Origin of the sequence: Acidovorax sp. (assembly GCF_021287135.1) — a bacterium.
Lineage (GTDB): Bacteria > Pseudomonadota > Gammaproteobacteria > Burkholderiales > Burkholderiaceae_C > Acidovorax.
In genome coordinates this window covers 21101-29073 of sequence record NZ_JAJTBB010000002.1, presented here as the reverse complement: position 1 = coordinate 29073, position 7973 = coordinate 21101, and the positions used below count along the sequence as shown (strand labels likewise).

At 66.5% G+C, this 7973-nt stretch carries 7 protein-coding genes; 4 read left to right on the top strand and 3 right to left on the bottom strand.

Going from position 1 to position 7973, the window contains the following annotated elements; all coding sequences use genetic code 11:
• The first annotated feature begins 177 nt into the window (after window positions 1–177).
• On the top strand, window positions 178–1260 hold the full coding sequence (locus LWW96_RS00245; RefSeq protein ID WP_291483527.1) for a TRAP transporter substrate-binding protein: 1083 nt from the start codon (window positions 178–180) through the stop codon (window positions 1258–1260).
• Window positions 1261–1872: 612 nt separating this feature from the next.
• On the opposite strand, the gene LWW96_RS00240 is transcribed toward LWW96_RS00245, so the two are convergent.
• The 3 genes from LWW96_RS00240 to LWW96_RS00230 form a co-directional block, all read right to left on the bottom strand.
• A complete protein-coding gene (locus tag LWW96_RS00240; RefSeq protein ID WP_291483525.1) occupies window positions 1873–3654 on the bottom strand; it encodes a TRAP transporter large permease subunit in 1782 nt (593 codons plus the stop codon).
• A gap of 14 nt (window positions 3655–3668) precedes the next feature.
• Window positions 3669–4295 carry a TRAP transporter small permease subunit gene (locus tag LWW96_RS00235; protein WP_291483523.1) on the bottom strand — a complete coding sequence of 209 codons (627 nt, stop codon included), beginning with the start codon at window positions 4293–4295 and terminating at the stop codon, window positions 3669–3671.
• Window positions 4296–4473: 178 nt separating this feature from the next.
• Window positions 4474–5625 (bottom strand): substrate-binding domain-containing protein, encoded by a 1152-nt coding sequence (locus tag LWW96_RS00230; RefSeq protein ID WP_291483522.1) that lies wholly within the window; start codon window positions 5623–5625, stop codon window positions 4474–4476.
• Window positions 5626–5686: 61 nt separating this feature from the next.
• On the opposite strand from LWW96_RS00230, the gene LWW96_RS00225 reads away from it, so the two are divergent.
• From LWW96_RS00225 to LWW96_RS00215, 3 genes are read left to right on the top strand one after another with little or no spacing between them, the layout of a single operon-like run.
• The gene (locus tag LWW96_RS00225) at window positions 5687–6424 is read left to right on the top strand and encodes an ABC transporter permease (protein WP_291483520.1); all 738 of its coding nucleotides are present in this window, start codon (window positions 5687–5689) and stop codon (window positions 6422–6424) included.
• Window positions 6421–7149 carry an ATP-binding cassette domain-containing protein gene (locus LWW96_RS00220; RefSeq protein ID WP_291483518.1) on the top strand — a complete coding sequence of 243 codons (729 nt, stop codon included), beginning with the start codon at window positions 6421–6423 and terminating at the stop codon, window positions 7147–7149. The genes LWW96_RS00225 and LWW96_RS00220 overlap by 4 nt, the downstream gene beginning before the upstream one ends.
• Window positions 7146–7970, top strand: coding sequence for an extracellular solute-binding protein (locus LWW96_RS00215; protein WP_291483516.1), 825 nt, complete (start codon window positions 7146–7148; stop codon window positions 7968–7970). Before LWW96_RS00220 ends, LWW96_RS00215 begins: the two co-directional genes overlap by 4 nt.
• The last annotated feature ends 3 nt before the right edge of the window (window positions 7971–7973 follow it).

The following is a 7973-nucleotide window of genomic DNA, read 5'->3' as shown; positions in this document are numbered from 1 at the left end:
TGATGCTTGCAGAAGCCTGAACGCCCGCCTGCGCGCGGGCGTTTTTGCGGGGAAACCCTCACGGGCTTGACGGGGGTGGTTCCTACAATGGCCACGGCTTCCACAAGTCCATGGCCTGCCGCGTGATAGCAATGTGGTGTGGCGCGTGTTGTGCAACATACCTTCGGAGAAAACCATATGGATCGTCGTTCACTCATCCAGCGTGCTGGTATTGCTGGCGTGCTCGCAGCTGGCGTGGCACCTGCTGTGCATGCCCAGGCCGCCATTCGCTGGCGCCTTGCTTCCAGCTTCCCCAAATCGCTGGACACCATCTATGGCGGCGCCGATGTGTTTGCCAAGGCGGTCAAAGCCATGTCGGGTGGCAAGTTTGAAATTTCGGTGCATGCGGGCGGCGAGCTGATGCCTCCGTTCGGCGTGCTCGATGGCGTGCAAAGCGGCACGGTCGAGATGTGCCACACAGTGCCGTACTACTTCTACGGCAAGAACCCTGCCTTTGCGCTGGGTTCGGCCATTCCCTTCGGCTTCAACGCGCGCCAGATGAATGCCTGGATGATGCATGGCAATGGCCGCAAGCTGATGAACGAGTTCTACGCCAACTTCAACGCCATCAGCTTTGCCGGTGGCAATACCGGCACCCAGATGGGTGGCTGGTACCGCAAGGAAATCAAGAGCCCTGCCGACTTCAAGGGTCTGAAGATGCGCCTGGGCGGTGGTCTGGTGGGCGAGGTCATGCAAAAGCTGGGTGCCGTGCCCCAGAGCATTCCTGGCGGTGAAATCTACCAGTCGTTGGAAAAGGGCACGCTGGACGCCTGCGAATGGGTGGGTCCGTACGACGACCAGAAGCTGGGCTTCAACAAGGTGGCACCGTTCTACTACTACCCCGGCTGGTGGGAAGGCGGCCCCGAGGTGGACTTCTTCATCAACCAGAAGGCTTTCGACGGCCTGTCTGCCGAGAACAAGGCCATCATCGAAGCCGCGACCAACGTGGCCCACGTGGACATGCTGGCCAAGTACGACGCGCTGAACCCCACGGCCCTGAAGCAGCTGGTGGCGGCCAAGACCAAGGTGCTGCCGTTCTCGCAGGCGGTGATGGACGCTTCGTTCAAGGCCTCGATGGAAGTCTTCGCGGCCAACGATGCCAAGAGCCCCGAGTGGAAGAAGATCTACGCCGACATGCGTGCCTTCCAGCGCGACCAGGTGCTCTGGTTCCGTTTTGCCGAAGCCCGCTACGACTCGTTCATGTCGTCGCAGAAGCTCTGACCGAGTGGATGGGGTGGCGGTGCAAGCTGCCATCCCGCTTCTCTTCTCTGCTGGAAACCCGCCTGTCTTCCGACGGCGGGTTTTTTTATGGGTGCAGGGGGGGCGCCCGTCAGACTGGCGGGGGCCTGCGCCGCGCAGCGGCGGGCTCAGCATGATGAACCAGGTGTCCACGCTCCCGCATCCGTTGGGGCTCTGCCGGGGCTTCGGGAAGCGTTTTGACCCGCAGCACGGTGTGAACGGAAGGCGTTTTGTTGAGTCGCTGTCCTTCTCACGGCCCACGTACCACCCGCCTCGCAGCCGTTCGGGCTGATGAGCTTGTCCATGTCCTGCGCAACGCTCAGCAGGGGCGGATTCCAGCGGGCTGATGCCCCCGCGCACCCCGGCACTTGGAGCGCTCTCGCTCGTGCCCACCACGGTCTTTTGCGTGGTGGAGTGAGTGGCCGGGGCCAGGGGCGACCACGGTAAAACATACGCGGCGCTGCTGGCTCCTTCAGGCGGGCACAAAAAACCTCCGCAGTGGTGTCCCATCTGCGGAGGTTGGTGGCGCCGTGCGTGGCGCGCTCGGTGCGGGTCACCGGAGACTCAGATCAACAGGTCTCCGGGCATCCCGGGTCACTTCTTGTCGTTGGCCATGGAGTCCTGCAGGGCCTTGAGCGGGTCATCCGCCGCAGGGGGCGCTTCTGCGGGCGCCGGAGCGGCCGAGCCATCCATGCCGGCTGTCGGGTCGGCCGCTTCGGGCATGGCGCCCGGCATGGTGGCTTCCATCTCCATGCGCACCTTGTCCAGGTCGTACACCTCGGCCTTGTCCAGGCCGCTGGAGACGATGCCGGGGAAGGCAATCACCAGCGCCACCATGGTCAGCTGAATGACCAGGAAGGGGATGGCCCCCCAGTAGATCTGCGGGGTGGTGACGGGCGCGATCATCTTCTTGGTGACCTTGTCCATGTACTCCCTGACCGGTGCCACGCTGCGCAGGTAGAACAGGGCAAAGCCGAACGGCGGGTGCATGAACGAGGTCTGCATGTTGATGGCCAGCAGCACCCCGAACCAGATCAGGTCGATGCCCAGCTTGTTTGCCACCGGGGCCAGCAGCGGCACCACGATGAAGGACAGCTCGAAGAAGTCCAGGAAGAACGCCAGGAAGAACACCATGATGTTCACGACGATCAGGAAGCCCAGCTGGCCGCCGGGCAGGCTGGACAGCAGGTGCTCCACCCACAGCGGGCCGTCCACGCCCTGGAAGGTCAGGCCGAACATGGTGGCGCCCACAAGGATGAACACCACAAAGCACGACAGCTTGGTCGTGGTGGTGATGGCCTGCTTGAGCAGGGCCATCGACAGCCGGCCGCGCGCGATGGCCATGATGCCGGCGCCCAGGGCGCCCATGGCGCCGCCTTCGGTGGGCGTTGCCACGCCCAGGAAGATGGTGCCCAGCACCAGGAAGATCAGCAGCAGCGGCGGGATCAGCACGAAGGTCACGCGCTCGGCCACGCGCGAGAGCAGGCCCAGGCGGGTGATCTTGTTGATGCTTGCGGCCACGAAAGCCAGCGCCACGCCGAAGCACATGGAGACCACGATGGTTTCGTCCAGCGCTACCGTTTCCACGGCTTCGCCCGACCACCAGCTGTGCAGGGCCGCCATGTGCTTGGCCACATAGATCGAAGCGGCCACGCAGATGCCGGTGAGCACGAGCAGCGATGGCACGCCGCTCTTGCCGTTGTCGTCCTTGAGCGTGCGCGCCTCGGGCGGCAGCGCAGGCACCCACTGGGGCTTGAAGATGGCCAGCAGGATCACATAGCCTGCGTAGAAGCCGGTCAGCATCAGGCCGGGCAGGAATGCGCCCTTGTACATGTCGCCCACGCTGCGGCCCAGCTGGTCCGCAATGATGATCAGCACGAGGGACGGCGGAATGATCTGGGCCAGGGTGCCGGAGGCGGCGATCACCCCGGCTGCCAGGCGGCGGTCGTAGCCATAGCGCAGCATGATGGGCAGCGAGATCAGGCCCATGGAGATCACCGAGGCAGCAACGACGCCCGTGGTGGCGGCCAGCAGCGCGCCCACGAAGATCACCGCCAGGGCCAAGCCGCCGCGGATGGGGCCGAACAGCTGGCCGATGGTGTCCAGCAAGTCCTCGGCCATGCCGCTTCGCTCCAGGATCAGCCCCATCAGCGTGAAGAACGGAATGGCCAGCAGGGTGTCGTTCTGCATGATGCCGAAGATGCGCAGCGGCACGGCCTGCAGCAGCGCTTCGGGCAGCACGCCCAGCTCGATGCCGATGAAGGCAAAGAACAGGCCGCAGGCGCCCAGGCTGAAGGCCACGGGAAAGCCGATCAGCAAGAAGCAGATGAGCCCCGCGAACATGATCGGGGCGAGGTTGTGTGCGATGAATTCCATGGCGTGCGCTTCCCTCAGACGGCTTCGGTCTTGTTGTTGTTCTTGCCGTTGCCCTTGGCGGCCTCAGCCAGGTTGCGGATGGATTCAGCCAGCTCTTCCTCTGCCGTCTTTTCCACCTTCTTGACCGTCGGGTCCTCGATCAGGCCCTGCAGGAAGCCCAGGCGCTTGATCAGCTCGGAGATGCCCTGCAGCCACAGCAGAGCGAAGCCCAGCGGCATCATCAGGTACACCGGCCAGCGGATCAGGCCGCCCGCGTTGTTCGACATCTCGCCCGACGCGAGGGCGCGGGTGAAGAAGGGAATGCCGTACCAGAGCACGGCCAGGCACATGGGCGTGAGGAACACGATGTAGCCGAACACGTCGATCCAGATCTGCGTGCGCTTGGAAAACCGGCTGGAGACCACGTCCACCTTCACGTGCTCACCCTGCAGCAGCGTGTAGCCTGCGGCCAGAAGGAACGAGGCGGCAAACAGGTACCACTGCACTTCCAGGAACGCGTTGGAACTGGTGTTGAAGGCCTTGCGCACCACGGCGTTCACGCCGCTGATGACGGTGGAGGCCAGGATCAACCAGACCACGTATTTGCCGACCTGGGTGTTAAGCCAGTCGATCCCTCTGGATAACTTCAATAGAGCCTGCATGGTGTCTCCAAAAAAAGGCTGTGCATGCGATAGGCCGGCGCGCGCAGGGTAGGCGCAGGGCCGGACAAACTTTTACAACGGCGCGATTCTACGGAGCACTGTAGGCGGACCCTGACGGATGCGTGACGGTGTTATCCCTTGTCAGACATTGGTTCTTTAGCTATTGAAATGCTAGCAATTAGGGTTTGTTCCTAGCGCTCCCGTGCATGTTGCCGGCGCGGGCGCCGTCCTTCTTTTGCGCAAAACGCCACCACGGCAGCACCCGGCTCATGGCCAGCACTTCGCCGCAGTGCAGCGGGGTGTAGCCGGCCAGGGTGGCCATCTGGGCGTGCCAGGCCGGCGTCTGCAGCAGCGTGCGCAGCGCCTGGGTTGCGGGCTGGTCCAGGCTGGCCTTGAGGCAGGCCAGGTGGTAGCGCTCCTGCAGCAGGGGCACGAAGCCCAGCCCGCGGGCGCGCGCGGCCAGCTCGATGCCCATGCCCACGTCGGCCGTGCCCGCGGCCACGGCCTGCGCCACGGCCGTGTGCGAGGGCTCGTCGCGCGTGTAGCCCGCAATGTGCTGGGCGTCCAGGCCGGCCTGGGCCAGCAGGTCGTCCAGCAGCACACGCGTGCCCGAGCCCAGGGGCCGGTTCACGAACCGCGCGCCGGTGCGGGCCACATCGGCCAGGCTGGCCAGCCCCAGCGGGTTGCCGGGCGCCAGGATCAGGCCTTGCGTGCGGCGGGCAAAGCCGATGATCTTGTGCAGCCCCGGCTGCAACAGCGGCTTGTAGGTGCGCGCGGTCAGCGACAGGGCCGCGGGCTGCTCCACCGTGTGAAAGCCGGCCAAGGTGCAGCGGCCTTCATTCAGGGCGCGGATGGCGTCCACGCTGCCCGTGAACCGGATGTCCAGGTGCAGCGGCGCGTCGGCGTCCGACTGCGCGGCCGCGTGCGCCCGCAACGCCACCAGCGCATCGTCGTGGCTGGCGTACAGGGTGAGCACGTGGGCGTGTTCGTCAAACGCCACCGCGAAGGCGCGTTCCAGGTCGGCGTGCAGTGCGGCGATCTGCGGGGCCAGCCGCGCCTGCGCCTGCCGTTCGGCCCACAGCAGCTTGCTGCCAAAGGCGCTGAGCTGCGCCGCCTGGCCCTTGCCCCAAATGATCAGCTCGCCGCCCAGCTGCTCCTCCCAGCGCTTGAGCGCGCCCCACACATGGCGGTACGACAGGCCGAGGGCGCGCGCCGCGCCGGAGATGGAACCGTGTTCGGCCACCGCCTGGAGCATCTCGGGCAGGGGGTTGCGGATGAGTGCGTCGCCCGCATCGCGGCTGAGCGTGTAGTGAAGCTGGACCCTATGCACAAGTGTTCATATCGCTGGATATTGACAGGGTGCCTACGATAGCCCATCCCCCCGCCTGCCGATGTCCACCTTGTCCGAAAGCGCGAACACAGCGCTGCAACTCACCCTCTCGCTCGACCCCACCCTCTGGGCCATTGTGGGCCGCTCCTTGTCGGTCAGCGCGACCGCGTGCCTGATGGCGTGCGGCGTGGGCCTGGTGCTGGGCGCCTGGCTGGCCGTGGCCCGGTTTGCCGGCCGGGGGGCGGCGCTGGCGGTGCTCAACACCTTGCTGGCCGTGCCGTCCGTGGTCGTGGGCCTGGTGGTGTACCTGCTGCTGTCGCGCAGCGGGCCGCTGGGGGCGCTGGGGTGGATGTTCAGCTTCAAGGCGATGGTGCTCGCCCAGGCGCTGCTGGTGCTGCCGGTGGTCACGGCCCTGACGCGCCAGGTGGTGGAAGACGCCGAGCGGGCGCACGGCGAGCAACTGCGCTCGCTGGGGGCCGGCCCGCTGCTGCGCAGCCTGCTGCTGGCCTGGGATGAGCGCTACGCGCTGCTCACCGTGCTGATCGCCTCGTTCGGCCGCGCCATTTCCGAGGTGGGTGCGGTGATGATCGTGGGCGGCAACATCGACGGCTTCACGCGGGTGATGACCACGGCCATTGCGCTGGAAACCAGCAAAGGCGACCTGCCGCTGGCGCTGGCGCTGGGGCTGGTGCTGCTGTCGGTGGTGCTGGCGCTCAACGTGCTGGTGGGCCTGCTGCGCCGCTGGCGCGAGCGGGTGGACGGCGCCGCCTCCGGCACGCCGGTCGGGGTGGCGGCATGACGCAGGCTTCGCCCGCCGCCTGGGTGGACCTGCAGCAGGTGTCGGTGCGCTACGGCGCCGTGCGCGCGCTGGACCAGATCACGCTGCGCATTGCCGCGGGCGAGCGCGTGGCCCTGGTGGGGGCCAACGGCAGCGGCAAGAGCACGCTGCTGCGCGTGCTCCACGGCTTGGCCGATGCCACGGGGGGTGGCTTCCAGTGCCAATCCGCGCTGGGCCAGGCCATGCTCTTCCAGCGCCCGCACATGCTGCGCACCAGCGCGCAGAACAACGTGGCGCTGGCCCTGTGGCTGCGCGGCACGCGCTGGCGAGAGGCCCGCGCACGGGCGCTGGCCGCCCTGGCGCGGGTGGGCCTGGCAGGCATTGCCGCGCAGAACGCCCGCACCTTGTCCGGTGGGCAGCAGCAGCGGGTGGCGCTGGCCCGCGCCTGGGCGCTGCAGCCCGATGTGCTGCTGCTGGACGAGCCCACGGCCAGCCTGGACCCCCATGCCAAGCGCGAGGTGGAGGCCCTGATGGCCGACTTCGCCGCAGGCCACGGCGCGCGAGGGCCCGCCCACCCCGTCACCATGGTGTTCAGCAGCCACAACCTGGGCCAGGTCAAGCGCCTGGCCAGCCGCGTGATCTATCTGGAGCACGGGCGGCTGGTGGCCGACCTGCCCGTGCACGACTTCTTCAACGGCCCCCTGCCGGAGGCCGCCCGTCTGTTTGTCAAAGGAGAGTTGGTATGAATTTCAAGTGTTTTTCGGCTGCAGGGCTTGTGCCTAAAGCGCTGGCAGCTATTGTTTTGGTAGCGTCTGGCTCCGTGTGGGCGCAGAGCATCACCATGGCCTCGACCACGTCGACCGAGCAGTCCGGCCTGTTCGGCCACCTGATGCCGGAATTCAAGAAGGCCAGCGGCCTGGACGTGAAGGTGGTGGCCCTGGGGACGGGCCAGGCCCTGGACATGGGACGCCGCGGCGATGCCGACGTGCTGTTCGTGCACGACCAGGCAGCGGAGGAGAAGTTCGTGGCCGAAGGCTGGGGCGTCAAGCGCTACCCCGTGATGTACAACGACTTCGTCCTGGTCGGCCCCAAGGACGACCCGCTGGGTGCGAAGGGCCAGGACATCGTCGCGGCGCTGCGCAAGCTGGCGGCGGCCAACGGCAACTTTGTCTCGCGCGGTGACAAGAGCGGCACGCACGCGGCCGAGCTGCGCTACTGGAAGCTGGCGGGGGCCGAGGCGGCCAAGGGCAGCGGCTACAAGGAATGCGGCTGCGGCATGGGGCCCGCGCTGAACATTGCCGCATCGAGCGGCGCCTATGTGCTGGCCGACCGGGGCACATGGCTCAACTTCAAGAACCGCGCCGACCTGGCCATTCTGGTCGAAGGCGACACCAAGCTCTTCAACCAGTACGGCGTGATGGTGGTGAACCCGGCCAAGCATCCCCACGTGAAGGTGCAGGACGCACAGAAGTTTGTGGACTGGGTTGTGTCGCCCGCGGGCCAACAGGTCATCGCCAACTACAAGATCGGTGGGGAGCAGCTGTTCTTCCCCAACGCGGCGAAATGAGCG

Coding starts and splice junctions, on each gene's coding strand:
- LWW96_RS00245 (WP_291483527.1), top strand. CDS start 178: ATGGATCGTCGTTCACTCATCCAGCGTGCTGGTATTGCTGGCGTGCTC.
- LWW96_RS00240 (WP_291483525.1), bottom strand. CDS start 3,654: ATGGAATTCATCGCACACAACCTCGCCCCGATCATGTTCGCGGGGCTC.
- LWW96_RS00235 (WP_291483523.1), bottom strand. CDS start 4,295: ATGCAGGCTCTATTGAAGTTATCCAGAGGGATCGACTGGCTTAACACC.
- LWW96_RS00225 (WP_291483520.1), top strand. CDS start 5,687: ATGTCCACCTTGTCCGAAAGCGCGAACACAGCGCTGCAACTCACCCTC.
- LWW96_RS00220 (WP_291483518.1), top strand. CDS start 6,421: ATGACGCAGGCTTCGCCCGCCGCCTGGGTGGACCTGCAGCAGGTGTCG.
- LWW96_RS00215 (WP_291483516.1), top strand. CDS start 7,146: ATGAATTTCAAGTGTTTTTCGGCTGCAGGGCTTGTGCCTAAAGCGCTG.